Source organism: Agromyces sp. Y558 (assembly GCF_059445415.1).
On the sequence record NZ_JCAIUH010000001.1, the window covers coordinates 1,178,554 to 1,204,572 of the forward strand.

28 protein-coding genes and 1 tRNA gene are annotated in these 26,019 nt (G+C 63.6%); 14 read left to right on the forward strand and 15 right to left on the reverse strand.

Going from position 1 to position 26,019, the window contains the following annotated elements; all coding sequences use genetic code 11:
- Position 1 precedes the first annotated feature (1 nt).
- Complete coding sequence (locus AC1C2T_RS05490) at positions 2-232, forward strand: hypothetical protein (protein WP_495351665.1); 231 nt, start codon at positions 2-4, stop codon at positions 230-232.
- 43 nt (positions 233-275) lie between these two features.
- On the opposite strand, the gene AC1C2T_RS05495 is transcribed toward AC1C2T_RS05490, so the two are convergent.
- A complete protein-coding gene (locus AC1C2T_RS05495) occupies positions 276-599 on the reverse strand; it encodes a DUF7882 family protein (protein WP_495361239.1) in 324 nt (107 codons plus the stop codon).
- A 148-nt stretch (positions 600-747) separates the two neighbouring features.
- Between AC1C2T_RS05495 and AC1C2T_RS05500 the strand changes: the two genes are divergently transcribed.
- The 7 genes from AC1C2T_RS05500 (at position 748) to AC1C2T_RS05530 (ending at position 8,011) form a co-directional block, all read left to right on the forward strand.
- Positions 748-1,767 carry a LacI family DNA-binding transcriptional regulator gene (locus AC1C2T_RS05500; RefSeq protein ID WP_495384534.1) on the forward strand — a complete coding sequence of 340 codons (1,020 nt, stop codon included), beginning with the start codon at positions 748-750 and terminating at the stop codon, positions 1,765-1,767.
- Between the two features lie 244 nt (positions 1,768-2,011).
- On the forward strand, positions 2,012-3,823 hold the full coding sequence (locus AC1C2T_RS05505) for a glycoside hydrolase family 13 protein (protein ID WP_495385395.1): 1,812 nt from the start codon (positions 2,012-2,014) through the stop codon (positions 3,821-3,823).
- Between the two features lie 70 nt (positions 3,824-3,893).
- Positions 3,894-5,252: an ABC transporter substrate-binding protein gene (locus tag AC1C2T_RS05510; protein WP_495384535.1), complete on the forward strand. Its 1,359-nt coding sequence runs from the start codon at positions 3,894-3,896 to the stop codon at positions 5,250-5,252.
- A gap of 125 nt (positions 5,253-5,377) precedes the next feature.
- The gene (locus tag AC1C2T_RS05515; RefSeq protein ID WP_495384536.1) at positions 5,378-6,358 is read left to right on the forward strand and encodes a carbohydrate ABC transporter permease; all 981 of its coding nucleotides are present in this window, start codon (positions 5,378-5,380) and stop codon (positions 6,356-6,358) included.
- Positions 6,355-7,320: a carbohydrate ABC transporter permease gene (locus AC1C2T_RS05520; protein WP_495384537.1), complete on the forward strand. Its 966-nt coding sequence runs from the start codon at positions 6,355-6,357 to the stop codon at positions 7,318-7,320. Before AC1C2T_RS05515 ends, AC1C2T_RS05520 begins: the two co-directional genes overlap by 4 nt.
- 63 nt (positions 7,321-7,383) lie before the next feature.
- Positions 7,384-7,782, forward strand: coding sequence for an MmcQ/YjbR family DNA-binding protein (locus tag AC1C2T_RS05525; protein ID WP_495361234.1), 399 nt, complete (start codon positions 7,384-7,386; stop codon positions 7,780-7,782).
- Positions 7,783-7,938: 156 nt separating this feature from the next.
- Positions 7,939-8,011: transfer RNA gene (locus tag AC1C2T_RS05530), tRNA-Arg, on the forward strand.
- A 177-nt stretch (positions 8,012-8,188) separates the two neighbouring features.
- On the opposite strand, the gene AC1C2T_RS05535 is transcribed toward AC1C2T_RS05530, so the two are convergent.
- From AC1C2T_RS05535 to AC1C2T_RS05565, 7 genes are read right to left on the reverse strand one after another with little or no spacing between them, the layout of a single operon-like run.
- Complete coding sequence (locus AC1C2T_RS05535; protein ID WP_495384538.1) at positions 8,189-8,794, reverse strand: hypothetical protein; 606 nt, start codon at positions 8,792-8,794, stop codon at positions 8,189-8,191.
- On the reverse strand, positions 8,787-9,953 hold the full coding sequence (locus tag AC1C2T_RS05540) for a tyrosine-type recombinase/integrase (protein ID WP_495384539.1): 1,167 nt from the start codon (positions 9,951-9,953) through the stop codon (positions 8,787-8,789). The genes AC1C2T_RS05535 and AC1C2T_RS05540 overlap by 8 nt, the downstream gene beginning before the upstream one ends.
- A complete protein-coding gene (locus AC1C2T_RS05545; protein WP_495385396.1) occupies positions 9,950-10,135 on the reverse strand; it encodes a helix-turn-helix domain-containing protein in 186 nt (61 codons plus the stop codon). The genes AC1C2T_RS05540 and AC1C2T_RS05545 overlap by 4 nt, the downstream gene beginning before the upstream one ends.
- Positions 10,136-10,140: 5 nt before the next feature.
- Positions 10,141-11,550 carry a replication initiator gene (locus AC1C2T_RS05550; RefSeq protein ID WP_495384540.1) on the reverse strand — a complete coding sequence of 470 codons (1,410 nt, stop codon included), beginning with the start codon at positions 11,548-11,550 and terminating at the stop codon, positions 10,141-10,143.
- Positions 11,547-11,948: a hypothetical protein gene (locus AC1C2T_RS05555; protein ID WP_495384541.1), complete on the reverse strand. Its 402-nt coding sequence runs from the start codon at positions 11,946-11,948 to the stop codon at positions 11,547-11,549. Before AC1C2T_RS05555 ends, AC1C2T_RS05550 begins: the two co-directional genes overlap by 4 nt.
- The gene (locus tag AC1C2T_RS05560) at positions 11,945-13,372 is read right to left on the reverse strand and encodes an FtsK/SpoIIIE domain-containing protein (protein WP_495384542.1); all 1,428 of its coding nucleotides are present in this window, start codon (positions 13,370-13,372) and stop codon (positions 11,945-11,947) included. The genes AC1C2T_RS05555 and AC1C2T_RS05560 overlap by 4 nt, the downstream gene beginning before the upstream one ends.
- A complete protein-coding gene (locus AC1C2T_RS05565; protein ID WP_495384543.1) occupies positions 13,369-13,827 on the reverse strand; it encodes a plasmid replication, integration and excision activator in 459 nt (152 codons plus the stop codon). Before AC1C2T_RS05565 ends, AC1C2T_RS05560 begins: the two co-directional genes overlap by 4 nt.
- 65 nt (positions 13,828-13,892) lie before the next feature.
- Between AC1C2T_RS05565 and AC1C2T_RS05570 the strand changes: the two genes are divergently transcribed.
- Positions 13,893-14,777 (forward strand): hypothetical protein, encoded by an 885-nt coding sequence (locus AC1C2T_RS05570; RefSeq protein ID WP_495384544.1) that lies wholly within the window; start codon positions 13,893-13,895, stop codon positions 14,775-14,777.
- A gap of 323 nt (positions 14,778-15,100) precedes the next feature.
- On the opposite strand, the gene AC1C2T_RS05575 is transcribed toward AC1C2T_RS05570, so the two are convergent.
- From AC1C2T_RS05575 to AC1C2T_RS05590, 4 genes are all read right to left on the reverse strand, one after another.
- Positions 15,101-15,541, reverse strand: a complete 441-nt coding sequence (locus tag AC1C2T_RS05575; RefSeq protein WP_495384545.1) for a hypothetical protein — start codon at positions 15,539-15,541, stop codon at positions 15,101-15,103.
- Between the two features lie 83 nt (positions 15,542-15,624).
- Complete coding sequence (locus AC1C2T_RS05580) at positions 15,625-16,230, reverse strand: hypothetical protein (RefSeq protein ID WP_495384546.1); 606 nt, start codon at positions 16,228-16,230, stop codon at positions 15,625-15,627.
- Between the two features lie 105 nt (positions 16,231-16,335).
- Positions 16,336-18,114: a DUF2326 domain-containing protein gene (locus AC1C2T_RS05585; RefSeq protein ID WP_495384547.1), complete on the reverse strand. Its 1,779-nt coding sequence runs from the start codon at positions 18,112-18,114 to the stop codon at positions 16,336-16,338.
- 195 nt (positions 18,115-18,309) lie between these two features.
- Positions 18,310-18,870 carry a hypothetical protein gene (locus tag AC1C2T_RS05590; protein ID WP_495384548.1) on the reverse strand — a complete coding sequence of 187 codons (561 nt, stop codon included), beginning with the start codon at positions 18,868-18,870 and terminating at the stop codon, positions 18,310-18,312.
- Between the two features lie 408 nt (positions 18,871-19,278).
- Here AC1C2T_RS05590 and AC1C2T_RS05595 point away from each other — a divergent pair, with 408 nt between their 5' ends.
- From AC1C2T_RS05595 to AC1C2T_RS05615, 5 genes are all read left to right on the forward strand, one after another.
- Positions 19,279-19,590: a hypothetical protein gene (locus tag AC1C2T_RS05595; RefSeq protein WP_495354368.1), complete on the forward strand. Its 312-nt coding sequence runs from the start codon at positions 19,279-19,281 to the stop codon at positions 19,588-19,590.
- Between the two features lie 3 nt (positions 19,591-19,593).
- Complete coding sequence (locus AC1C2T_RS05600; RefSeq protein WP_495354367.1) at positions 19,594-20,148, forward strand: hypothetical protein; 555 nt, start codon at positions 19,594-19,596, stop codon at positions 20,146-20,148.
- A 118-nt stretch (positions 20,149-20,266) separates the two neighbouring features.
- Positions 20,267-21,166: a peptidoglycan-binding domain-containing protein gene (locus tag AC1C2T_RS05605; protein ID WP_495354366.1), complete on the forward strand. Its 900-nt coding sequence runs from the start codon at positions 20,267-20,269 to the stop codon at positions 21,164-21,166.
- Positions 21,157-21,759 (forward strand): ATP-binding cassette domain-containing protein, encoded by a 603-nt coding sequence (locus AC1C2T_RS05610; protein WP_495354365.1) that lies wholly within the window; start codon positions 21,157-21,159, stop codon positions 21,757-21,759. Before AC1C2T_RS05605 ends, AC1C2T_RS05610 begins: the two co-directional genes overlap by 10 nt.
- Positions 21,760-21,833: 74 nt before the next feature.
- Complete coding sequence (locus AC1C2T_RS05615; RefSeq protein ID WP_495354364.1) at positions 21,834-22,823, forward strand: hypothetical protein; 990 nt, start codon at positions 21,834-21,836, stop codon at positions 22,821-22,823.
- A gap of 127 nt (positions 22,824-22,950) precedes the next feature.
- Here the strand turns inward: AC1C2T_RS05615 and istB are convergent, their stop codons facing one another.
- The 3 genes from istB to AC1C2T_RS05630 all read right to left on the reverse strand — a co-directional run bounded on the left by istB (position 22,951) and on the right by AC1C2T_RS05630 (position 25,837).
- Positions 22,951-23,763, reverse strand: a complete 813-nt coding sequence (gene istB / locus AC1C2T_RS05620; protein WP_495354363.1) for an IS21-like element helper ATPase IstB — start codon at positions 23,761-23,763, stop codon at positions 22,951-22,953.
- On the reverse strand, positions 23,760-25,433 hold the full coding sequence (gene istA / locus AC1C2T_RS05625; protein ID WP_495354362.1) for an IS21 family transposase: 1,674 nt from the start codon (positions 25,431-25,433) through the stop codon (positions 23,760-23,762). Before istA ends, istB begins: the two co-directional genes overlap by 4 nt.
- 143 nt (positions 25,434-25,576) lie before the next feature.
- Complete coding sequence (locus AC1C2T_RS05630; protein WP_495384549.1) at positions 25,577-25,837, reverse strand: hypothetical protein; 261 nt, start codon at positions 25,835-25,837, stop codon at positions 25,577-25,579.
- Positions 25,838-26,019 lie beyond the last annotated feature (182 nt).

The following is a 26,019-nucleotide window of genomic DNA, read 5'->3' on the forward strand; positions in this document are numbered from 1 at the left end:
GATGGCCGAGAACACACAGCAGCCGGTCGAAGTGCGGCCGCTCGCACTCATCGAACGATGGTGGCCGCAACTCTCGATCGTGGCGAAGCACCGAGTGCTCGCCGAACTCGACGGCGTGCTCGACGTGCAGACGGCACGCGAGATCGAGGAACTCACGGAGGCGCCGGCACCGGTTCGGCTGTCACCGGCCGAGCAGGACTACGTGCGCACGCAGATCGAACCGGTCGACTGACGCCGGGTCGTTCGCCCGAACGACCGCACGCTCGGCGAATCGGCTACTCACCCTCGACCTGCTCGCTCTCATCGGGTTCGGGCACGAAGTGCAGGCCGGCAGTGCTGTTGGCCGAGAGCAGCAGCTGCTCGATCCACAGCCGGTTCAGCACGGGCGGCCGGTTGCCACTGAAGACGAACTGCAGCGGGATGGACTCGTGCAACCAAATGGTGGTGCGCCCACTGCCGTTCTCGACCCCGTGCTCCCAGGTCATGGCGAAGCTCTCGGAGCGACGGAGCTTGTTGAGAATCGCCACGCGCAAGTGGGCGAGCGTGCGATCGTCGATGTCGATCTCACGCAACGAGGAGTTGTAGATGAGCTTGCCCATGTTCGCACTCTAGCCGCCGTGCGCCCCGCGGCACAGAAAAGGCGCGGGCGTCAGGTGTCAGATCGCGAGCGAGTTGTCGGAGACACGGTGCGCCGCGGCATCCGATCGCTTGTCGAGTTCTTGCGCGGCCTCCCGTAGCATGGCGGGCATGTCCAGGAGACTCGCGGATGTCGCGCGCAAGGTCGGAGTCAGCGAAGCGACCGTCAGCCGGGTGCTGAACGGCAAGCCGGGCGTCTCGGCATCGACGCGCGACGCCGTGCTGACGGCGCTCGACGTGCTCGGGTACGAGCGGCCGACGAAACTCCGCGGCGAGCGGGCGCGGCTGGTGGGTCTCGTCATGCCCGAGCTGCAGAACCCGATCTTCCCCGCGCTCGCCGAGGCGATCGGGGGCGGACTCGCCCAGAACGGCTACACGCCGGTGCTCTGCATCCAGACCGCCGGCGGCATCTCCGAGTCCGACTACGTCGAGCTGCTGCTCCATCAGCAGGTGTCCGGGGTGATCTTCGCGGGCGGGGCGTACACCCAGGCCGACGCGAACCATGATCACTACGAGCGCCTGCGCGAGCTGAAGCTGCCGACCGTGCTCGTGAGTGCGCCGGTCGAGGGGATCGGCTTCGCCACGGTCTCGTGCGACGACGCTGCATCGATGGAACAGGCGTTCGGGCACCTCGTGCAGCTCGGGCACGAGCGCATCGGCATCCTGCTCGGGCCGAGCGATCACATCCCCTCGCGTCGGAAGCACGAGGCAGCGCTCCGCATGGCCGAGCGGCACGGCATCGAGCTCGGCGACGACCGGGTCGTGCACTCGCTGTACTCACTGGAGTCGGGGCAGACGGCGGCGACGAAACTGCTCGCGGCCGGGGTCACCGGCATCGTCTGTGCGAGCGACCCGATGGCGCTCGGTGCGATCCGGGCGGTGCGGCGGGCCGGGCTGCGAGTGCCCGACGACGTATCGGTCATCGGATACGACGACTCGGCGCTCATGGCGTGCACCGAGCCGCCGCTCACCACGGTCAGGCAGCCGATCGAGGCGATGGGCAAGACGATCATCGATCTGCTGATGCGGCAGATGTCGAGCGATCGGGCGATCGGCGACGAGGTCTTCTTCGCCCCCGAGCTCGTGGTGCGCGGCTCGACGGCGCCCGTGCGACGCAGCCTCGTGGGTTGAGGAACGAGCGCGGCGAGTGTCTCCAAACCCGCTCGCCGGTTTCGAGACGGCGCTGGCGCGCTCCCTCAACCCGCAAATGGGATGCAAGTGAGTCTCGCAATCGACTGCAAGGCATCGCAAATATTTGCTGATTTGTTGAATAGTTGCATCATTCTGTTGCTCTCACTACGTTGACGTGCAAGACGCCGTCGTCTCCCTGACGTCGCGCGCTACCCGTCGACACGAGGAGACACGCAGCGTGACCATGCACCTCACGGATGCCACCACGGTTCCCACAACCGTCGCGCCCGACCCCCTCTGGTGGCGCAGTGCCGTGATCTACCAGGTCTACGTCCGTAGCTTCGCCGACTCCGACGGCGACGGCACGGGTGACCTGCGCGGAGTGCGCAGCCGACTCGGCTACCTGAAGGAACTCGGCGTCGACGCGCTCTGGTTCAACCCGTGGTACCCCTCGCCCTTCGCCGACGGCGGCTACGACGTCTCCGACTACCGCGACATCCACCCGAGCTTCGGCAGCCTCGACGACGCCGAGCTTCTCATCTCCGAGGCACTCGAACTCGGCATCCGCACGATCATCGACGTCGTGCCGAACCATATCTCGAGCGAGCACACGTGGTTTCAGGCGGCACTCGCCGCCGGCCCGGGCTCGCCCGAGCGCGAGCGCTTCTGGTTCCACCCGGGCAAAGGCCCGAACGGAGACGAGATGCCGACGAACTGGGTGTCCAACTTCCAGGGCGATACATGGACCCGCACTGAGAACCCCGATGGCACACCGGGGGAGTGGTATCTCCACCTCTTCACTCCTGAGCAGCCCGACCTCAACTGGAACCACCCCGACGTGCGCCGCGAGCACGAGGACATCCTGCGCTTCTGGTTCGAACGCGGCGTTGCCGGTGTGCGCATCGACTCGGCCGGCCTCCTCATCAAGGACCCGTCACTGCCCGAGGTTCCCGAACAGCCCGCACCCGGGCAGCATCCCACCGAAGACCGCGACGAGGTGCACGAGGTGTACCGCTCGTGGCGGCGCATCGCCGATTCCTACGAGGGCACCCGAGTGCTCGTCGGCGAGGTCTGGGTTCCGGATGCCGCCCGCTTCGCGGCCTACCTCCGCCCCGACGAGATGCACACGGCCTTCAACTTCGACTTCATGTCGCGCCCGTGGGATGCCGGCGAGCTGCGCGGCTCGATCGACCTCATGCTCGCCGCGCACGCGCCGGTCGGCGCCCCGAGCACGTGGGTGCTCTCGAACCACGACGTCACCCGCCCGGTCACGCGGTACGGCCGTGAGGACTCGAGCTTCGCGTTCGCGAAGAAGCGCTTCGACACCCCCACCGACCTCGAGCTCGGCACTCGCCGCGCCCGTGCCGCCGCGCTGCTCACCGCAGCTCTGCCCGGCTCGCTCTACCTTTATCAGGGCGACGAGCTCGGCCTTCCCGAGGCCGAGCTGCCCCGCGGAGTGCTCGAGGACCCGATGCACTTCCGCTCGGGTGGTATGGACCCCGGCCGTGACGGATGCCGCGTGCCCCTGCCCTGGCGCGGCACCGAGGCCCCCTTCGGGTTCAGCCCCCCGGAGGCATCCCTTCGACAGGCTCAGGGAGCGAACCTGCTCGCTGAGCCCGTCGAAGCGGCCGCTCGAGCTCAGGGAGCGAATCTGCTCGCTGAGCCCGTCGAAGCGGCCGCTCGAGCTCAGGGAGCGGATCTGCTCGCTGAGCCCGTCGAAGCGGCCGCTGCACCATGGCTGCCGCAGCCCGCCGACTGGGCTGCGCTGACCGTGCAGGCGCAGGAGGCCGACCCCGGCTCGATGCTCTGGCTCTACCGTCAGGCGTTGCGCATCCGCGGTCGTGAGCGCGCCCTCGGCGACGGTTCGCTCACCTGGCTCGAGAGCGAGCCCGAGGTGCTCGCCTTCCTGCGCGGCAATGACTTCGTGAACGTCACGAACCTCGGCGAACACCCGATCGCCCTGCCCGAACACGAGAGCATCCTGCTCTCGAGCACCCCGCTCGTCGGCGGGCTGCTCCCTCCCGACTCCACGGTCTGGCTCCACCGATCCGCCTGATCGTCGAGGCCGCGGTCAAGCGCGGCACGCACCTCACCACACCTGAACACAGCACCGAAAGGACTGGACAATGAAGTCACCAAGAAAGGTCGTGATCGCCGGCATCGCCGCGTTCGCGATGGTGGGCGCACTCGCCGCCTGCAGCTCCGGAGGCACCGACGGGGACAAGACGGAGCTTCGTGTCGCGACGTTCCCGCCCGGCGCTGACGCCGCAGCGTACGAAGCGTTCGAAGCGCAGGAGAAGCAGTTCGAGAAGCTCAACCCCGACATCGACATCATCGGCGTCGAGTACGAGTGGGAAGGCCCGACGTTCGCCGTGCAACTGGCAGGCGGCAGCCTCCCCGACGTGTTCACGGTGCCCTTCACCGACTCGAAGACGCTGCTCGAGAACGGCCAGCTCACGGACGTGACCGACGAGATCGAGGAGCTCGGCTACACCGACAGCTTCAACCCCGTCATCCTCGACGGCGTCACCGACTCCGAGGGGCGCGTCTTCGGATTCCCGCGCCAGGCCTATGCCATGGGCCTGCACTACAACCGCACGCTCTTCGAAGCGGCCGGGCTCGACCCCGACAGCCCGCCCACCACATGGGACGAGGTCCGTGCGGCCGCGAAGACCATCGCCGAGAAGACCGGCAAGGCCGGGTACATGCAGATGACGCAGAACAACACGGGCGGCTGGCAGCTCACGGCCGCCACCGTCGCACGTGGCGGCTCGACGCAGGAGGACAACGGCGACGGCACCTACACCTCGACCATCGCGAACGACGGCACGAAGACTGCGCTCGAGTTCCTGCAGGCGCTCCGCTGGGAGGACAACTCGCTCGGGTCGAACTTCCTGCTCGACTGGGGATCCATCAACCAGGAGTTCGCGGCCGGCAACATCGGCATGTACACCACGGGTTCCGACATCTACACGGCACTCGTGCGCGACTTCTCGCTGAACCCCGACGACTACGGCCTCACGGTCATTCCCGTCGAAGACGGCGGCGGCACGCTCGGCGGCGGTGACATCGCGGTCGTGAGCCCCACGGTCGATGACGAGACCAAGGCTGCAGCGGTCACCTGGATCGACTGGTACTACATGCAGAAGCTCTTGAACGAGGACGCAGCGGTGCTCGATGCCGAGACGCTCGCCGCGAGCGACCAGGCCGTCGGAACCCCGCTGCTGCCGGTGCTGAACCGCGAGGCCTACGAGCAGTCGCTCGTCTGGATCGAGCCGTTCATCAACGTGCCGCGCGACCAGATGACCCCGTTCATCGAGGGCATCTGGGAGCAGACGCCCGTCGGCGAGCCGAAGGGCAAGACGCAGGAGATCTACGCCCTGCTCGACCCCGTGGTGCAGGCCGTGCTCACCGATCAGAACGCCGACATCGATGCGCTCCTCGAGACCGCGAACACCGAGGCGCAGGCTCTGCTCGACGAGTGACAACTCGCGGGTTGAGGAGGAGCGAAGCCCGTCTCGAAACCTGCCCGTTCGCCCCGACAGGTTTCGAGACGTGCCCTCCCTCGTCGGGAACTCCTCAACCCGCGAATCGATCTGAAGGACACGACATGACCCTCACCGCGAAACCGCCCGCTGCGGCACCGGCTGCCGACGAGGGCGCGCCGGCCGCGGCATCCGTTCACCGAAAGCGCGTCAGGAATCTGCGCACCTGGGTGCGCGGCGGCGGGCTCTCGACCCTCGCCTTCCTCGCGCCCATGCTCTTCGTCTTCGTGATCTTCAGTTGGTCTCCGATCGCGGCGTCGGTCATCATGAGCCTGCAGAAGACGAACCTGCTCGACCCGCCCGTCTGGGTCGGCCTCGACAACTTCGTCAACGTGCTGAGCGATCCGCTGCTCGGCACTGCCGTGGCGAACACCCTCTACTTCGCGGGTCTCGCGCTCGTCTTCGGCTTCCCGTTGCCGATCCTCGTCGCCGTGCTGATGAGCGAGGTGCGCCGGGCCAAGGGGTTCTACAGTGCGCTCGCGTACCTGCCCGTCGTCGTGCCTCCGGTCGTCGCGGTGCTGCTCTGGAAGGTCTTCTACGACGCGAGCCCGACGGGGCTCTTCAACACCGTGCTCAGCTGGGTCGGCATTCCCCCGCAGCCGTGGCTGCAGTCCTCTGCGACCGCGATGCCCTCGCTCGTGCTCGAGGCGACGTGGGCGGCCGCCGGAGGATCGATCATCATCTACCTCGCCGCGCTGCTCGCGGTGCCGCCCGAACTCTACGACGCAGCCGAGGTCGACGGTGCGTCGATCTGGAAGAAGATCTGGCACGTGACCCTGCCGCAACTGCGCGGCATCCTCTTCATCATGCTGATCCTGCAGATCATCGGCACGGCGCAGGTGTTCCTCGAGCCGTACCTGTTCACGGGCGGCGGGCCGAACAACGCGACCGTGACGGTCCTGCTCCTCATCTACCGGTATGCCTTCCAGAACAGTCTCGGCGGCGACTACGGCGAGGCGACGGCGCTCAGCGTGATGCTCGCGATCGTGCTCGCCCTCCTCAGCTGGCTGTACTTCAAGCTCACGAACCGCTGGAGCGCCTCATGACGACGACGCCGACTGCACGGGACATCCGCCCGCCCCGTCTCTCCCTGAAGCCCCGCAAGGCCAGGCGAACCGACGACGACCAAGGCGACCGCGGAATCGTCTCGGAGTACGAGCGCAAGAAGCGCAGCGTGAGGATCGGCATGAGCGGTGTGCACCTCGCGCTCTTCGCCGGCCTCGTCATCGTCGGCCTCGGCCCGCTCCTCTGGCTCGCCAAGTCGGCGGTGACCCCGACACAGGACACGCTGCGCCAACCCCTCGCGCTCTGGCCGAACGGCATCGACTGGGCGAACCTGCAGGCCGCCTGGGTCGAGGTGCACATCGACCAGTTCTTCTGGAACACGATCGTGATCGCGGCGGGCTCGTGGTTCTTCCAGTTGCTCGTCGCGACGACGGCCGGGTACGCGCTGTCGGTGTTGCGGCCGAAGTACGGGCCGATCCTGAACGGGGCGATCCTCGCGACGATGTTCATCCCGGCCGTAGTGCTCCTCGTGCCGCTCTACCTCACGATCGTGAACCCGCCGCTGCTCGGCGACGTGTCACTGCTCAACAACTACCTCGCCGTCTGGTTGCCTGCCGCGGCGAACGCGTTCAACATCCTGCTGGTCAAGCGCTTCTTCGACGCGCTCCCGCGGGAGGTGTTCGAGGCGGCGCGCACCGATGGCGCCGGCCCGTTCCGGTTGTTCTGGTCGATCGTGCTGCCGATGTCGAAGCCCATCCTCGGTGTGGTGTCGGTGTTCGCGATCATCGCCGCGTGGAAGGACTTCCTCTGGCCGATGCTCGTGCTGCCGAACCCCGCCGTGCAGCCGCTGTCGGTGCGGCTGCCGGCAGTGCAGGGCTCGATCGAGCTCGACGTGTTCCTCGCGGCGCTCGCCATCTCGACGCTCATCCCGGTCGCACTGTTCCTCGTGTTCCAGGGGGTGTTCCTCCGCTCTGCGGGCCTCGGCGGCGCCGTGAAGGGGTAGTAGGTGCGATGAGCGGATGCCGCGGCTCGCGCGGAGTCGGCGGTGCCGCGTAGGGTGGCGGGCGTGGAGCATCCCCGAGTCGTCGACCCGCGGCATCCGCTCGTCGAACGCGTGCGCGCCGTCTGCCTCGAGTTGCCCGAAGCGGTCGAGGTCGAGGCATGGGGTCGGCCGACCTTCAGGGCCGCGAAACCGATCTTCGTGCACGTGAGCGCCTCGATGGAGCGACCCTTCTCGATCGTGCTGAAGACCGACCCCGACGAGCACCTCGCACTCGTGCAAGACGAGCGGTTCTTCGGGCCGCCCTACTACGACCGCACTCGATGGGTCGCGCTCGACCTCGACGGCCCGAACTCCGATTGGGGCCTCATCGCCGAGCTCATCGAGACCTCCTATCGGCAAGTCGCGAACCGCCGGCAGGTGAGCGCGCTCGACGCGTTGCGACCCGAACACTCGGGCGGCTGAGCCGCCCGCCGACGGCTCTGTTCGCGTCTGCAGGCGTCGTCATGCATGCCCGCCGGCGGAGCCGCGGGTGCGTGCCCGTCGATTGGCGCGATCCGAACCCTTGGGTTAGAGTTACGTGGTTGCCTGATCGCGAACGAAGCGCAGGCGACATCCCATGCGCCCGTAGCTCAACGGATAGAGCATCTGACTACGGATCAGAAGGTTGGGGGTTCGAATCCCTCCGGGCGCACACTGGTTGAGACAGTAAGAGAACGGCTCGCGAAAGCGGGCCGTTTTCGTTTTCTGGCGGTTCATCAGGGTTTCTTCCTTTCGTCAATTGTCCAGCAGCTTGTTGGACAATTTGGTGCAATGGGTAGTTGCACGATTGCCGCGGAGCAGTGACAGCAACCGTGACAGCAACCGTGGGCTACCAGGGCGGTGGTGTGTCCACATCGCCCACTTGGAAGCCCATCTCGTCGAGCTGGTTTCGGACGACCGTGGCATCCACCGATGTCCGGTCGAACCGGCTGAGGAGCATCACCAGGTTGCCGTCGGCATCAAGGGTCGGATCTTGCAGGCGCATCGAGAGGCGGAGTGGCTGCAGCGCGAACATGACGATGGTCGCTGCCGACCAGAACATCTTGAGTGCGACTGTGTCGAAGTAGTCGACCGAGATCTCGACGACCGGGCCTCGCCGCCGCGCGTCGAAGTCGTTCATGATGAGCTTCGCGTGCTCAGCGCCGCTGAACTCCTTGTCGCTGAGAACATTGAATGCGACCTCGGTCGAGCCCTCCGGTGCTGTGGGGAACAGCTCGTCGAGTGAGAACGCGTGAACGACTGCGCCGATCGGCCACCAGTTGTCATCAACGGCGTGACCCGTCTTGTACGCCAGTCGAACCTCGTACGGCGTCACCGACCACACACGCCCAACCTTGTAGCGCGGCGGTCGATCAGGGTCGACGCCGATCTCGAGGACCACCAGGTCTCCGGACGTGACGGTCACTCCGAAATCGTTGGTGTAGCTGTCATCCATCGTGTTCCTCCGTTTCGACGCTTTTCGTGACCTCCGTCAGCAGCCCGTCCATCGCCGAGGCCGCATCAGCGAGGGCCGTTGGCATGACGTGTGCGTAGAGGTCAGTCGTAATGCTGAGCGTTGTGTGACCGAGCAGATCCATGACGACTCGAGGCGGAACGCCCTGGGCGAAGAGCAGGGAAGCGCAGGTGTGTCGCAGGTCGTGGAACCGGATGCGACGTACACCGGCCTGCTCGATGAGAGCGTCGAAATCTCGCCGGAGGTTGCTCGGCTCGATGGGCGTGCCGATCGTCGTCGTGAACACGAGCCCGAGAGCGTTCGGGTTCGAAATGTCAGCGAGCTCCGAACCTTGGCGCTGGCGGTGCCGATGCAGCTCATTCACCACCGCTCGAGGAAGCGGGATGGTCCGACGGGATCGGTTCGTCTTCGGCGGCCCAACAACCATGCCACGCCCAGCGTCCAGTCGTTGCAGCGTCTGACGCACGTGAAGAGCGCCGGAATCGAGATCGACATCGGACCAGCGAAGTCCCAGAATCTCGCCGCGACGCAGGCCGACTGAGTATCCGAGCAGGAACAGCGCATGCAGTCGATGCTGTTTCGAACGCGCGGAGAACGCGGTGACTTCGGACGGCGTCCAAGGCATGGTCTCTGTTATCTCGGGTCGCGGGGCGCGAACGAGGCTCGCGACATTGCGGGTGATGTGCTCTTCCCGCACAGCTTCCGAGAGCATCGACCGCAGCACTGCATGAGTGAGCTGCACCGTTCGCGTCGAGACACCCGTCGCGGCCACTGCTGTGTGCAGCCGACGCACGTGTGCCGGTGTCAGCCTCTCGAGCTTCACATCGCCGAGCGACGAACGAATGTACTTCCGCACAATCCAGTCGTAGCCTGAGTGCGTCTTCGGCTTCAGCGATTTCGCGACGATCTCAAGCCAGTGCTGTGAGTAGGTCTCAACGGTCCAGGATGTGCCGGCCATCGGGACTCCGCGATCCGTCTGGGTAATCAGTTCGCGGAGTTTCCCGGCCACCTCTGCCCGGGTCGCGCCGTAGACCTGGCGACGAGTTCGTGCGCCATCGGGAAGCAGTACGTAGGTTGCTCCTGTCCACCGGCCGTCCTTGCGTTGATACACAGACCCTTCACCGTTGGCACGCTTGCTCATCGGCTCACGCTCGCTTGTGTCAGGCGGTCGGCATACTCGCGTACGGCTATCACTGGGACCCGGCGCGAGCGTCCGATCTTTACACTCGCGATCGCGTTGAGTCGCAGCAGGTCGTACACAGTTGACCGGCCGATGCCCAGCGCGTCCGCGACCTCCTCGGGGGTCAGCATCAGCTTCTCCATCTTCTTCACCTCTCTTCGTTGTTGGGCTTCATGCGGCGGCTGCGGTTGGTGCGCCACTCACGTGCTGCGGCAGCGGATTCAGCGGCAAGAGCAGCATCGCCAGCAGAGAGCCAACCCATCCCGGCGAATGACCATTGCCCGACGACGAGTGTTGTTTCTTGATCGTCGGCGCTGGCTGAGTCGATTTTTGGGGGCTTCATCGTTCGCTTGCGCTGCCAGTCACGTCGAGCAGAACGAAGGCGGCCGAGGGTCGTCGAGTAGCGGCGAGACTTCGTGGAGAAATGACCGCGAAAGCCGAGCATTGACTCCCACCGGCCGAGTAGCCGATAGCTGTTCTCGTCGTCGCGCGCTGCGGTGCGGCCGACCTGAGCAACGATGTGGCGGAGGGTGGCGATATGGGGGCGCGGCACGGATGAGGTATCCGACGAGAGGTCTTCAGTCGCCTTCGTTGCGTACTTGGCGATGTAGGCAGCCACCGCACGATCCGTCAGACGACCATCCTCGGTCTCCACATGCCGGTACACCGGGCGTGCATCACACTGGGCACCCCAGCGGAGAACGCGTGACTCAGCCTCGCCGGGCAGGGGATCGGCAAACACCTCAACGTTGGTCGCGGCACGCTGGGCGAGCTTTGCGAGTTGGTCGGCGGTCGTCGGCACGAGGGGTGCAGGGAATGGGTCATCCTGCTTGCCGTCGCCATCGAGCCGGATCAGAGCGTGGAAGTGCACGACACCGCGGCGCTGGAACTCGGCGACCTTCGCGAATTGCACCCGCACGACCTTTCGCGAGGCTGATTCGCTCAGCCCGAGCGAGGAGGCAAGGTCACGGCGAAGCTTGATGATGAAGCGCCGCCACAGTTCGGGCGCGTGCCATTGCCAGGCGATGTGTGTCTCGTAGTCGTAGCAATCGGGGCAAAGTGGCTCGCCGATGCTGGGGGAGTCGTGGTCGTGGATGGCCATGCACCAAGTTGGGCGGCCGTGCGGGCAGAGCTTCTTGGCACGCGGGCGGCAGCGTGCGGAGCCATGACCGGGCTTCTTAGCAGCGTGCACCGCGCCGAAGGATGGAGCGGTCAGTGTGACGAAGACAAGCGGATGCCCCGACACGGAGGCGGGCACGCCTTTGGAGCCGCCGGCAGCACCAGCGACGACAAGATGCCACATGTCGGCCTTGTACTCGTGACTGCACGACGGGCAGCGCACTGCGCGCCGATTGCCGCAACGAACATAAGTCATTCCGTCGGGCTCGGTGAGGGAAGAGTAGTGGGCGATCTGGTCGCCCGTGCGGGTGTCGAACGTCGTCGACGAGCCGACGAGGCGAACCGGCTGCGCGCAGAAGCCCGTGCTCGAGGCCTGGTCCATCCAGCGCTCGAAGTCAGGCCGGCGCAGCCGGTTCGTTACCTCCTCGACGTACGTCATGATCGGTTCAGATCCACAGGCGCAACGCAGGGGGTGACGTCGAGCCGGTCGTTGACCAGCGCCTGTCGCTCGTCGAATCGGCAGGCGCGTCGATCGTCGCCAGCCCGTTCTTGAGCGGCGTTCCAGGCAGTGATCTGCCAGTCTTCGCAGCTTGCATCTGCCGCGAGAAGGTTGTCGTCGAGGCCCGGGACACGGCGGCTGTCGAGTGCGACGGCCTCGCCGCCATTGAGCTGCAGGTTGCAGAAGTCAAGCCTGGCCTTGTCGTAGCCGGCCGCGTACGAAGTGGATCGAGCGTCGTATGTGGTGGCGCCGATCGTATGTCCGGCGGCGTAGGCGCCGAGACCGAGTGCAAGCGCGAACGGTGCCGCGATGAGCGCGAGTCGTCGTGTGATGATCATGCTTCTTCTCCTTTGGATGCGCGCCGGGATCGGCTGGATGCGCGCCGGGATCGGCGCGATCGTGACGCCGTGGCCGGTTCAGCCGCAGCGGGCTCGGGGGTCACGACAGGAACCTGATGCGGTGCCGCGAAGTCGCGAGCAGCAGAGCGGATCATCTCGTCAGTGACGGTTCCAGCGCGGACCCGAACAGGGTCGCTGCCGTCGTCCGGGACGATGTACCCCGTGCCCGGCATTGTGGGTGGAATGCGGTGACACAGCGCCCCCTTGTCGCGCATGCCTTCGCCGAGGACCATCGCCGTCTCCATCGCGTCACGAAGACGAAGTCCGATAGTTTGAGTGAACAGGCCCCGAGCCGGAAGCGTCTCTTTGCGGGGATCCTGCATACACGCGAAGACGGTGTAGCCGACTGCGCGACCTTGGGAACAGAGCAGAGCGATTGCGTTGTTGGCGCGTCGCATCAGTTCGCGGTCGGACTGGTAAGCCGTGAGGGCTGCCATCTCATCGATGAGCACAACGACATGCGGACTCGCGATGGTCGCGACGTGTTGCCGAGTCGAACCCGAGAGCTCAAGCGCCCGTGCCTGCATGCTCGCGACAGCTTCCTCGAGGAGTTGTACAGCTTGCTCTGGCGTGTGCCCGAATCTCGTCAGCAGCTCACGACCCATCCCGAGTTCCATCGCTGACTTGAGGTCGATGCCATGCACTTGAACCAGTCCGGATCGAATCGCCGAGGCAAGCCCAAGGATGAGCCCCCACACCAGCGAGGCCTTGCCCGAGCCGGAGGAGCCGGCGACGAGAGTGTGCGGCCCAAGACGCATCGTCCACGGCGAGCCATCCTCGCGAAGCCCCAGCGGTATCGCCCTCAGGTCGACAGATGTGGCCGGCGGCACGGTGAACACCTGTTCCAGCGGATCGCTGAACGCGACCATGACCGTCGCTCCGTCGGGTGCCGCTGACACTGATATGCGGCGCGCCCCGAGGCTCTGGGCGATTGCATCCGCCTTCGACTCGAGCTGCTCCCGCGTCATGCCGAGAGGAAGCGTCACGCTCATCCAGAGCACGCCGGCACCCCATGAATAGGTCGTGAATGCCGGGACCGCCCGAGGGCCGTTTGTGACCTGTACTGCACATCCGAGGCGAAGCATCAGCTCAGGCCACACGCTCGAGAGCCACTGGACGTAGGCGTGGCTGCGGCGTTGGCGCTCGTGATCCGCAAGTGTCATCTGCTTGCGGTACCGGCGCAGCATGTGCACGCCGAGCCAAAAGGCGACAATGACCCAGAGAGCGATCGGAATGCCGTCGAGCCAGCTAAGCGTGACTGCGACGATCAGGAAGCCGATCGAGAGTGCCTTGTGTTGCCGCCAGGTGTCAGCGACAGCAATGCCCCACCATCGGAACTCGCCCCTGAGATCGACGGCCATCATTCACCGCGCTTCGGCGAGGCTGCCGGCTTCATGTCGGTTGCACGAAGTGAGAAGGCTACGCGGGGTCGTCCGCCACCTTCCTTGACGTATGGCGTGACCGAGAGTCCGTCGAAGAGAACGGGGCGGAACGGGAGACCGTTCATCTCCGGCGGCGGTGTCGGCGCGACGACCGAAGCGATCTTGACGCTGACTTCACCTTGACCCTTGCGTGCATTCGGATCGGCGTCGATGACCCGCACCGTCCACATCGGCTTGCCGCTCAGCTTGTCGTGCTGCTGGCCGGCCTGTTGTCCGTCAGCTGTCCATTCGATGACCTGCTCGACCTCGCCGACCATGAAGGCTCCGGCGGGGAAGAAGGCGCCGAACTCAACGGGGATTCCGTTATGAATAGCCATGTCAGTTCTCCTGTCCCGTACCGACGTCTGCGGTACATGACAGAAGTATTGAACAGACATTAACAAAAGTCAAGAACCGGCGAATGTTGATGTGAAGTGACGCCATCTGTTGATACGATCGACGTATGAAGTCTGAGCTGGGTTATCCAGAAGTGGTCGAGCGCCTTGTCCACCGCCTGATGGCAGCCGTAAAGCGGGAGAGCTGGTACTTGACTACGGCTTCGACCGTTAATCCACCCGCGCCAGACTCTGCAGAAATTCTCCTGCGGCACGCCCAACGGCTAAACGGCGTAAGTTCGGATCTCAGATCGCTCCTTACGGCGTATGCGCATGTCTTCCAGGATCCGCGCCCGAACTTTGCTCAACTTGCCCGTGCACAGGATGTCTCCCCTGCTGGCCTTCGTCGGAGGTACAGTGACACGACCGTGCAGGCGATCCGCAATCTACTGTCGGACTCCCCGCGCCTTGAACCCGTGCTTGAGGGATTCCCGAGTCTTGAGCCAGCCGATGTATTCGGTCTAGCGCCATCGATTGATGTCGAGCTACGACGCGAGGGGGTTTCACCGTCGAGAAGCGACGATTCGCTCGCCTCGATCGGGGGAAATCTCCCCTTCCTCGTGGATCTTGAAGGCCAGATACAGACGGCGCTCCCTGTCCCTTGGGACGAGACGAAGGCGGCGGAGATTCAGGCGAGTCCTGCACACGCCTTGTTGGGAGAGATCGTCGAGTGCATCCGCGGTAATCTCGGCGATGCCGAGTGGACCGACGGGTGGGTGGGGCACCAAGAGCTTGTCCGATTTGAGTGGGCCGGATCTCTGCAGGTGTCGCAGGTTCTTGGTTTGCTCCTACCCAACTACGACTCGTACGAGAAGGAGCCGCGAAACCTCGTAAGCGGAATCCACGCATTGCGTCTTGAGCTCGCGACGGACGAAAAGGCCACGCTGAGGTGGTTTGGGCGACCGGAGATCGCTGTGGTGATCGTGCGAATGCCGCGAAGTAGGTGGGTGTGAAATGCGAATCGCGCGCGGAAGCACCACAACCTTGCATATGCAGTATTGGCCAATTGTCACCGCGCAGCTAGACGCTCATGCCGGTAGAGCGGGCCGCCGTACTGCGCGCAAGGGTGTTGGTGGATGGTCTGCTCGCCGACGTGTCAACATACCCAGCTCATGTATGTGCGGAGGCGTGCGCACTCAGCGCTCGGGGGTCGTGGGCTTCGGCGGTGGCGTTGCCTGCGGCGACTCCTTTACTACCCGCGGAGAAGCCGGAGGTGGCGGCGCAGGAGGCGGGGGCGTGCCAGGTTCTTTGCCGCTATTTCCCATGATTGCTCCGATCAAACGGTGGGTGGGACGTCGAGCGCGAGATGAAGTGCCGATCCAATCAGAGCGATAGCAAGCAGCGCAAACCCGATCATTAGCACGATACGCCGCCATAGCAAGGCACGCTCGTCTTGCTTCAAGATCGCGACCTTGTACGAAGTGAAGTTTCGAATGGCTTCCACGTCGTCATTGTTCCAATACGCGGCCTCTGCCGCAGCGATCGAGACTTCATCCCCAAGCCGCGGCAGCAGAGCGACGACACCGAGGCCTGCGGCTCCCGCGGCCGCTGCGACAGCAACGATGAACCAAACCGATGGTTCGCTGTTGACCTGCAAACCAGTCAGGATACTCGCGGAAGCTACGAGGATCGACGCCCGGGTGGCGACACCGGCGGCTCGAGCAGCGTGCGAGTCGCGTTGTCGGTCGACCTCCTTAGCGAGGGCTTCAATCAGCACCGCCCGTTCCCTGACGGCGCGTTGATCGGCCGAGAGCGGTGGCTTCTTCCGGAAAGGTCGCCAACGGGCGCCGTCACGCGCACTCATCGCAGTCCTAACCAAAGGGCGAACGGCACCCAGAGTGCACTTGCAGCCAAGCCTGTCGCGAGCGCGAAGAGGACGCCGCTGAGTGTCCACTGCGCCACACGACCGCCTGCACTGTCGGATCTCAACCCCGCAAGCTCGCGTACGTTCTGAGGGAAGCGGACAACCGCCGCGATCCTCCCGGCCAACGAGCGCTCCTCCCGAGCCTTCTGCTCGGCGATCGAACGTAGTCTTGACTCCGCCGCGACTGCAGCGCTCAGGATGTCATCCCGTTGAAGCATCGCCTTGGGCTGTGTGATGTTCAGCCATGCGGCGATTGGACTCAACTTCAGGGGCGCGCCAGCCTCGTCGCGGATTGCGATGTACGTGTTCGTCAATGCAGCACCCACCTGGGCGGGGCCAGACGCAGCGGCAACGGACCGCTTTCGCTTCTCGAAGTCGTCTTGCTTTCCAGCCAATGGAGCCTCCCAGCTATTGACGACGGGCATCATCGGCGTCGGAGCAGTCACCTCGAGGAGCGATTCGAACGCGACAAGGAAGGCCGCCATCTCGTCCGCCCGTTGCGTGAAATCAGCAGACGTCCGGGTGCGGATGTGAATTGCCATGTCGCCGAGACTAGCGCCGGAGTGCCCTGGACGACTCGTTCGGACCCCGTGGATCTGAGGCAATGGCAGGGGCCGTGCCGACTCCGGTGAAAGGTGAAGGTCGCACTAATCGGTTTTGTCGTCGGAAGGCGAGATGCGTTGTCCAAGCAGACTTCCGCTGGCGTCGCCGTCGTGAAGTGTGAGCACAACGGCCTCGCTAAACACTGCCGAATCTGTGAACTCGTTCCACGGAACCTTGTCGCTGTTCATAGTCGCGATGTACTGGTACCCGAACTCCAGTGCTGACGCAGAGGCGATCTCGAGAGCGCGGGCAACTTGCCTCTCGTCAACGTCCGCGTAGATCGCGCTGTCGTGCAGAAGGAACCCCGGTCCTCGATTGTCGCGTGCCAGGTCTTCGCTGACTGCAATGTCGAACGCAAAGATCGCCATAAGGTGAACGCCACCGGAGCCAGTTCTCGGGAGGGTTGTCTTGAACTGGAGCCCTCCCTTTCCAAGGGCAACTCTGAGGTCGGCGGTTTCACCGTAAAGGGCCTCCATGATCTCACCAAAGCGTGCAACGATTCCGGACCGACGGTCGAATCGCTCTTGCAGGTCGAGATTGGTTCTCGCCACGAGGTCGAGCTCCTCGGACTTCAGTTTGGCCTTACGTTCGCTGAGTTCACGCAGGGTTTGAATCTGGTGCTCCGTCTCGGTGGCTTCTGTCTGCACAACCGAGAGTCGCTGCTGCAGCGCGGCGAAGTCTTCCAGCGCTCCACCCGACCTAAGGAGTTGAAGATCCGATTCTTGCCTGAGCGAGAGTTCGACCTGTTTGGTCTCACGCTGCGCTATACGCTCCTTGATCCGCCGAGTTTCATCTGCCAGATACGCAACCCGATTGGCAGCTACTTGTCTCTGGAATTCCGCTGCCTCATCCAGGCTCCTCACGACTGCTTCGCCGAGCGCTATGCCCGCGCTGGTGAACAGTTCCTCGACCCGCAGATTGCTGCTCGAGAACTCTTCGCGAGTCTGAGTTTCGTACATCGCAAGTTTCTGACGATCGACGATGTTCTCGTTTGTTAAACCCTTCATGGCCTTCGCAACGTCGTTGATGCGGGTCTCCACGGACCTGTACTCGGGAAGGATCGAGAAACTCTCGACCTCGACCCGCAACTTGCTCGCCTGCCGTTGAAGGCGAACCAATTTCGGTTCCAACGCGGCGATACGACTCTCGATGCTCGTATCAGGATCGTCCGCGAGCGCCAGCCGTGTCTTCCGTTCACGCAGGTCCGCCCATTCCTTGGCGAATCGCCAGTCGAGGTTCAGGAGATACGCGTTCTCTGACTGAACCGCGTCGGCCCGCTGGTTCGCGAGCGTGCGGAATGGATCAATGAGGGAATCAGTACGATAGCGAGAAAGATGCCGCATCAGGCTGCGAAATGATGGCGGCTTCGGTGGCATTCCGCTTCTGACAAACGTCTCACGCTGAAGCCAATCCGTCCAAGCGCGAGGGCTGATTTGGACCGCACGCCGATCACCATCGTGGTCGGCCGGCACGATCCCGGCAGCAATGAGATCGCCCTGCACCCGGATCGTGCCCGACTCGTCTGGTCCTCGAGAGGCTGAAAGTTCCACTCCCGAGCGGCTCGTTAGGGAGAGGGTGAACACCCAACCGCGTCCTTGCATCTGTTCAATCCGCGGACTGAGGTTTGCACCGAGACAATAGTCAATCAGTGCCACGACGGTTGTCTTGCCGAGACCGTTTCTTGAGTCGGTCTTCGTGGCGGCCTTCGAGCGATCTGCCACAACAATGTTCATGCCGTCGCGAAGTGTAACGGGGCGAAACTCGTCGAAGTTGGCAGTAAGTGAGTTCAGTCGCATTTCAAACCCGCCATCTGAGGAGTCCACGCTCGAGTTCGACTACGCCCATCATGAAGAGCAGCGTCAAGGCCTCTGTGTACGTGTCGAAAGATGCGTCGGGCTGCGCCGCCCGAAACGCGTGCCACAGCTCACTCACCGTCGGGTTCGTGTGTCGCAAAGGAAGCAGAGATCCCGCCCGACCTAAGATGCTGTCGGCCGCAGGCACGTACTTGGTTGGCAATATCATGCGGGTGCCTCGAAGACATCGCAGACTTCAAACAGATGGCAGAGTACGGCAGTTGCGGCAGCACGAAGAGTGAAAAGACGTGCCATGTCGGTCTGCGGTGTGACGACACTGGAGGTCCCGAAATCAATCAACGAGAAGAAGAGCGCATCGCCGCGAACGTCGTCGACGTGCAGACGGTCGTATTCGGCTACAAAGCCTGAACGCAGCCGCTCGGGGAACCGATTGTTTAGCTGGGCCTGTCGGCGAATGTAGTCCGCTACAAGGGGTGCCTGAGCCAGCCCAATCGTCATTGTCGGTTTGGCTGCGTCGGTCAGATCATTCGCGACCATCTTCTCTTGAGGTGACACCGCGATCATCGGTGTCGAGCTCATTCCCATGGCGCCGTCAGCAAAGGCGTTGCACACAACTTCAAGTTCCGCGAACGACACTGTTGTAGCGCCTAGCGAGAGGCGCTCCTGCGTGGCACGCTCAGCGCTTGCCTTCCAGGCACGCAGCTGTTCGACGCTGTATTCAGCATCACGCTTATCAACCAGCGCATGATGGTGTGAGAATGTCAACCGAGTTCAGGACCAGGTTGGCAATCTAAGGGGAGACCACCCAGACGCTCATCGCGGCCAGGGTTGGGCCTGACATCTTCGATGAGGCCACCGTTTAGACCTGATGGCCGGGTACACCTAGATGGTGTCGTTGTTCACCGCACCGGCGGCGCCGGGTTCGGCGACGTCCTTTGTCTTGCCGAACAGTTGGTTCACATTGAAGCTTGACCGTCAGGCCGCTGCAGCATGTTGCCCTCGTGGTGAATTTCTAGACGGTGGGAGGCATAGCCCTTGGCAAATGCCGCGATAGCATAGTGGTGCTAGCCGAGCTGGTTCGAGTCGGCTCTTGAGAGGACTTGCCAAACGTGCCGGGACTGGTCAGCCTTTCAGTGCCTAGCGACGCCGCTAGGCATAATTTTGGGGGGTTGTATGCGCAAGGCACTTTCCATTGGTTTCACCGGGGCGTTGATTCTCGCGGCCACGTTGGGGCTCGCGGCACCGGCACAGGCAGGGCAACAAGCCGGATGCTTGCCGACTCCGTCGAAGACGTCGACATCGACGTACGTCTTCGATCGTGGCGGTCAATGTGCCTGGGTCCAGGCAGGCATCTGGCGCTACATCTCTTCTGCGCCCACGCACTACACCGGCGCGCAGGCCTCGTCGTCGTCCGTCACGAACTCGAACGGCTCGGATTCAGGCCACGACTTCCGCCGCGACGGTAGTAGCTGGGTATCGTTCTAGAGCATGCCCAGAGCAATTCAGCTCGTGCTGCCTGTGGCGTTCATTCTGAGCGTCACAGGTTGCGCGGCTCAAGCCACTGAAAAGTCGGACGCTCCGTACTCTGCGGAAATCCAACAGGCGCGCGAAGAGGCGACATCAGATTTCGAGCGTGATGTCCTTGCTGACGGCAAGATATCTCGGCAGGAGTACGACGAAGCCGCGCAGCGCTATGTCGATTGCCTCAATGAATCCGGCTTACAGGCGTCGGCAGAGCTTCAGGCCTCGGGGAGCTACCAGTACGCGATTTCGTATCCAGCGGGGAACGGCACCAGTGTCTCATCGGCAGAGGAGACATGCTTGTTCGGTACCAAGAACCTCATTGAGCCGCTCTACGTGAACATGCTGCAGAATCCGTCAAATGGCGATCCACTAGCGCCCGCAGTCGATTGCCTCATTCGGAACGGCATTGTGGAAGACGACTACGATGTAGACGATCTCGAGAAAGAGCTCAGTGAGTCGCCAGAATTCCGCCCAGACCAGCCCGAAGCCTTCGAGTGCCTCACCAACCCGCACGGATAAGGCCGGGACCGCGATCCTTGTCGGCCTCGTAGCCCTTTCCTGCGGTATCGGCATAGGTGTGGTTGCTGTCCCCGCCGCGTCGCCCTCGACGCTGGAAGCGCACACGGGGCCCGTAATCGTGCCGGTCGAATCCTCTGATTATGGCGACCCGATCAGTGTGGAGCTCGTCGCCGAGCAGACCCCCAGTCGTGGCCTTGCCCCCTACCGCTCGGGCGTTCTGACTGCCGTCGATTGCGCACCTGGAGCGTCTTGGAACTCTGGCACCGCACCGATAGCCATAGACGGAGTGCCGGTGATGCTCTTGCATACCAGTATTCCGCTGTGGCGCGACCTCCAGCCGGGAGATGAAGGCGCCGATGTGCAGGCGCTTGAGAATGAGCTGACCAGGCTCGGCTACCCGGTCGATGTTGACCAATATTTCGGCACCAGCACTTCGACCCAAATGCGTGCACTTCGCATCGCGAATGGACTCGAGTCAGAAGGCACTCTGCCTTTGGCTGATGTCATCTGGCTACCGACGAGTTCGGTCACGGTCGACGCCTGCCCATCGCAGCTTGGTGTGGCTGTGTCACCGGGGGCTCCGGTTGCTCAGCTCGGCGGTACCGTCAGTGGCTTTGCTATCAAAGGGGCCAACGCGATCACCATTGATGGTGAGCGGGTCTTGAGAGTCGGCGATGTTGAAGTCTCTGTTCCGAGTGGCAGTACCACGGTGACGGCTCCAGACGCTATTGCCCGAATCCTCGCCACACCTGAATATGAGGCAGTTGTCTCAAGCGGTGGAGACGTGAAACTAACGGCCGCATTCGAGCTTGCCGCCCCCATCGCGGTCAGCGCAGTCCCGGCTAGCGCCCTGATTGGCGCAGGCACCGACGCTTCATGCGTGTCTGACGGTGACCGGAAGTACGCGGTCGAGGTTGTGGCGTCAACATTGGGTCGGGTGCTCATTCGTACGTTGGCCGATACATTACCCCCGAACGTAGCGATCGTAGATTCCTCGTCGAGGATGACGTGCAACTGACGGCGCGTGGGCTCTCTCACTGGTTCGACGTCGACCGCCCTCTCTTTAGTGGGCTGAGTTTCAAAGCTCAGGGTGGTGACCTAGTCGCGATCACGGGGCCATCTGGGAGCGGAAAGAGCACACTATTGAGCATTCTCGGTGGGTTCGCCGATCCGCGCGCGGGGACGTTGGAGGCGCTCGGGATCAACACGACCCAGTGGGTCTTCCAGAATCCGCACGGTGTCCCTGGTCGCACGGCAGTTGACCACGTGGTGCTTCCTTTGCTCGCGAAGGGTGCACGCCGTCGGGACGCTGAAACGCGTGCGCGTGAACTGCTGTCGCGTGTGCGCCTTGAGGCCGTCAGCGATCACACATTCGGACAACTATCCGGAGGCGAGGCACAACGCTTGATGATGGCACGAGCGATCGCCTGCGACCCTGATCTGATCCTTATGGACGAGCCCACGGCGCAGTTGGACGCCATCAGCGCCGAGGCAGTTATTTCAATCTTGGACGGTCTCGCAGAAGCCGGCCATATTGTAATGATTGCCACGCACGATCCGCGAGTCCGCGATGAGTGCTCCCGTCGCATTGAGCTTGGCGGTCTCGGATGAGAGCGTCTTCAATATTCTCCGAGGCGTGGCGAAATGCATTCGCGAGCCCCTTACGCTCTTTCGCGGTCTTGTGCGTGCTCTCTCTCATCACCATTGGATTGGTCGTCTTAGAAACTCGTGCAATTGGTCAGCTCGTTGACGAAGCCGAGAATTTTCGGACGACTGGTGCATCGGTCTATATCGTCAACGCGGCCGCGGAGATCGACGCCCGCGCCTGCGATGGAATGCCACGTACGAGAGCAGTGGCCGAAGCCGGAGCCCTCCGAGAAAGCGAGCAGCGCATCCGGTTCGACGCACTCCCCTCGAACAGCATCCTCAGCTTTGAAGGTTCTCCTGGCCTGCTCAGGCTGATCCACGCCAGGCCAGCCAACGACGGGCTTGTGCTCTCACGTGCGGTAGCGGACGAATTGGCGCTGTCACCCGGTGACTCAGTTTCTACAACGACTGGCGAAGCCCGCGTGGCAGCCATCTACGACTGGCCGCCGGACGGTCGACGCAGCGATCTAGAGTACGCAGTCATAGTGCCCGTCACGGCGAGCGGTCCCTTTGACGAATGCTGGGTTGATATCTGGCCATCGCTTTCCGACCCCAGTTCATTCACCGCACCAGTCGTCTCTGTGAACGCGCCCCGTGAGACCGAAGTACAGCTGACCCAGCTCAACTCATCGCTGGGCCGAACATTCAATGGTCCGGAGGCTTTCGCGGGCCGGCTGACTCGCTACGGACCCCTGGTCGGACTTATCGGCGCGGCGCTCCTGCTCCTCAGCGTCGTCTACAGCCGACGAGTGGAACTGGCGTCGGCTTTGCACTCGGGCGTAAGACGCGCTTCGCTTCTGTTGATGCTCACCGTCGAGGCTCTTTGGCTCGCCCTGCCTGTTGCCCTCTTGGCAGGCTCCGTCGCACTGGCAACGTCCGCTGAACAAGCGCCATCGGACGCGGAAGTGATTAGGATGGCGTCGATTCCGATCGTGTTGGCAACGATCGTCGGCGCGATCCTGGGCAGCCTCATTGCTGGCATGCTCATTCGTCGCCGCAACCTCTTTCGGTACTTCAAGGACCGCTAGCAGTGGACCAATTTGGCATTGGAAGAACTGTTGATGCAGGTAAAGGCCTTTCTCAGCTGCTCGTGGCCGATTGCTTTCGCAAACCGCCGGCAGATCGGCTTCGCCTTGATACGACAGGTCGGGCTTGTTAACTGGCGTCGGTGAGTCGTCGTGTGTGCGCGAGCCGGTAGGAGTCGGTGCCGGTCTCGATGATGCTGCCGCCGAAGGTGAGCCGGTCGACGATTGCGGCACATAGGCGCGGTTCGGTGAACGTCTTCGTCCAACCTGAGAAGGATTCGTTTGATGCGATCGCGACGGAGTTCTTCTCCTCTCGTTCGGTGAGGACCTGGAACAGTAGTTCGGCGCCGCGACGGTCGAGCTCCATGTAGCCGAGCTCGTCAATGCAGAGAAGATCGACGCGTCCGTACCGCGCGATGGTGCGGGCGAGCTGGCTCTCGTCGGCGGCTTCGACGAGCTCATTGACCAGCTTCGTCGCGAGCGTGTACTTGACTCGGTATCCCTTCTCCGCGGCCGCAGTGCCAAGCCCGATCAGAAGGTGGCTCTTGCCTGTGCCGGAGTCACCGATCAGGCAGAGTGGCTCGCCCTTCCGAATCCAGTCACCAGCTGCGAGTTGGTGGATCGTCGCAGCGTTGATGTTCTGGTTCGCATCGAAATCGAAGTCCCCGAGCCACTTGTTCCTAGGGAAGCCTGCCGCGCTGACACGACGGATAGAGGAGCGCCGGTCCCGGTCGTCACATTCGGCCATGAGTAACTCAGCGAGGAAGCCCTGGTAGGACAGCTGCTCCCGATTGGCAGTCTCGAGCGCTTCATCGACCACCGCACGAACGGTCGGCAGCCGCAGCCGCCTGCAAGCTTGATCGACGGCAGCGGACGCAGCTTCCTCGGTCAGCCCGCGCCGCCGGCGCAAGGTAGTGGTGACAGCAGTAGCTCGTGAGGTCATGTTCTGGTGCTTCCTTCTCGATCGGCGGATGGTCCAGTGATGTTGGGTCGTGCTCGTCGCGGTAGGAGTTCGTCGTAGCCGGCGACCGACGGCAGCGGACGTGTGTCCGGCGGGAGTCCGGCGATCACCGCCGCGGGGTCGGCAAGCCGGCGTTGAGTCAGACTGACAACACGCTGCTCGACGGGTGGTGACTGTTCAACGAGATGCCGGCCCAAGCCGGACCCAGCCGCGTGCAGGCGAGCTTCGACCGCGACCACGTCAGCGGACACAGCACCGACGGTCAGAGCGGCACGGATGCCCGCGATCACGTCGGCGGCGTGCATGGTCCGGTGCAGGAGCAGCACGTCGATGAGGGCGCGGGTGCCGGCGGTGTCGCCGTCGACCTTGCGGGCCGCTTGCCAGAACGCATCGTGCGTGGCCGTGAACGCGCCCGACTCGCGGGCACGGGCAAGGGCCGTGGACCCGGGAAACGCGCCGGGCTTGTGCCGCAGCACCTCGAGGTAGTGATCCAGATTCACGGCGTGGCCGCCGCGAGCGACGACGCGTTCATGGCGGGCGATCTCGGCGTGCCCGTCGAAGACAACGACCTCGGATGCCCGCAGCGACACTCGGACGTTGCGGCCGATCAGGTGCGCGGGGACTGAGTACTTCGCCATCCGCACCGTGATCAGCGCCGACCGGTCAACCCTCGGGTGCAACGTCAGCCCTGGGTCGAACCGCTCGAACGGCAACGGCGCCAGCTTCGTTTGCTCAGCGCTGAAGTCTTGTCCGACGGTGCGGATCCGCGACGCGATGCGGCGTTCATCATCCTCCACATCCCATTGCCGGATCCGCGTGTTGAGCTCGGCCAGCGAGCCCACGACCGGCATCGGCGTGAGTCGTTTCCGGCGGAATCGTCCGACTTCACCCTCGACGCCGCCTTTCTCGTGCGCACCCTTGATCCCGGGTTGGCAGTAAAACGAGTCGAACCCGTAGTGCGAGCGGAACAGCACCCACCGTTCGTTCTCGATCCGGTCCCGGCCGCGGCCGTAGAGCACCGATTGAACGGCGGCGGTGAGGTTGTCGTACTTGATGTGCCGGGTCGGGATTCCGCCGATCTCATCGAACGAGTCGATGTGCCCCTCGAGGAACGCCTCCTGTGATTGCGTCGAGTACACCCGGTGGACTGCCTTGCCCGAGTGCGAGAGGCGGAACACGAACATGTGACACTTCGTCTTCACCCCGGCCAGAACCACCCACACCTCACCGAAGTCGACCTCGGCCTCGGCACCCGGCATGTGCTCCTGTGGGACGAACACATCAGCCCGTCTGCCTGCCGCCGCATCGATCTGCGGGCGCCTGGCCCGAACATAGTTCCGGACCGTCGAGTAGGAAAGCTCCGTCGCCCCGTGCTCGGCAATCAGCCGGTCGAACACGCGCGTCGCGGTGTGCTTCTGCTTCCGCGGTGCGTCCAAGTCCTGACGGAGCATTTCGTCGATGAGGGGCTTGAACCTGTCCAGCCGTGGTGCCGACCGCACCCGCGTCTTCTTCGGCGGCGGTTCAGGCGACTCGAGCGCCTGTCGAACCGTCTGCCGGCCGACCGCGTGCCGGCGGGCCAGCGCCCGAATCCCCAACCCCTCAACGCGCGCATCACGTCGGATCCGAGCAAACACATCCACCCGAGACTCCATCCGTCCTCCACCCTCAGCAATCGGAAATCACAGTTCCGATAACGGTGGAGGTGGGTCCGGCTTAGATTGCCGCAGGCACCCCGGCAACGACCAAGTGGGTCCCGCCTAGATTGCCCCGGTGGGTCCGACTTACGCTGCCATAGTCAATGGTGTGCGCACAGGACGACAAGATTGGAGTAGTGGTCGCGCTTCTTCTTGTCGAGCTTCACATTCTCCCGTGGGCCGGTATCGGCTGAGCCTTCAATATGGGCGATCTCGCCCAAAATGACTGGGCCGTCAGGGAAGTACTCGACGATACGGATGGAGCAACCAGGGAACGCGCAAAAGTGACCCGAGGTGATGAACAGTTGCTTGAGCGTTAGGTGAGAGTAGCTTCTCGCCATTAGCTCGCTCTCCTGTCCCATGACTTGAAGTGGGAGTCTATCGGCTGCCACCCGCCTTGCCCGTGATACCTCGTGAGAACTTTCTTTACTCATTCAAGCGCCGGCCGCAAGCGGCCGGCGGGCCCGGAGGGGTGTGGTGTGTTTCGTCCTTCCTTTTCTTTTGTTTTGGTCTTCCTCCCCCCTTTTTTTTCCCCCCCCCCCCA